This window comes from Clostridium tagluense (genome assembly GCF_003865095.1).
GTDB lineage: Bacteria > Bacillota > Clostridia > Clostridiales > Clostridiaceae > Clostridium_AD > Clostridium_AD tagluense.
In genome coordinates, this window is record NZ_BHYK01000123.1 from 1 (window position 1) to 571 (window position 571).

Below are 571 nucleotides of genomic sequence, written 5' to 3' on the forward strand. Positions count from 1 at the left end.
ATTTCTTTTAGCCGGCAGGCTACTTTTATATAAAAAATGAGTAGCAATAATAGCTACCCAAGTATGTTAGTTTAAATTAATATGTTCGGCTATAGATTGTAAGGCATGAGCCACCGTTATCGCATCTACTTTGTTCATAATTTCACATAAGCGTTCAGAGTTCCAAAATAAATCGTTTAAGGTAGAAAGATGACAGCCTACATCATAATCAGGGATACAAGCAAAATTGCCATAATTTGTTTTGCCTATAACTACAATAAAGCCACTTCTACTTTCAATCTTAAGCTCATAATGACTTCCAAATTCAGTTAATTTAGTTATCATCCCAGACCAATTTTCTATTTTTTTGCCCGTTTTCATTGTACACTCAAATTTAATTAGCATAGACAATCCTCCTAAAAACTAATCTACGATTACCGAAGCGATAATTCATTGGCGGCAGCCATTATTGTGTCAGTGTCAATCACTGTTTTTTCGTGCTGTGCACCTATTATTAAAGCCTTTGTTAATATCATATTTAGACGTCTTATAGAACCAGTACAGCTTCTGTATGCAGCTAAAATGGCATTAT

Annotated in this window: 1 protein-coding gene; it reads right to left on the minus strand. The window is 33.8% G+C overall.

Features of this window, described 5'->3' with window-relative positions; genetic code table 11:
- Positions 1-66 precede the first annotated feature (66 nt).
- Positions 67-384: a DUF6618 family protein gene (locus Ctaglu_RS24805; protein WP_125006733.1), complete on the minus strand. Its 318-nt coding sequence runs from the start codon at positions 382-384 to the stop codon at positions 67-69.
- Between the last annotated feature and the right edge of the window lie 187 nt (positions 385-571).

Bases quoted from the DNA above. Each gene is read 5' to 3' on its own strand.
- Ctaglu_RS24805 (WP_125006733.1), bottom strand. From the start codon at position 384: ATGCTAATTAAATTTGAGTGTACAATGAAAACGGGCAAAAAAATAGAA.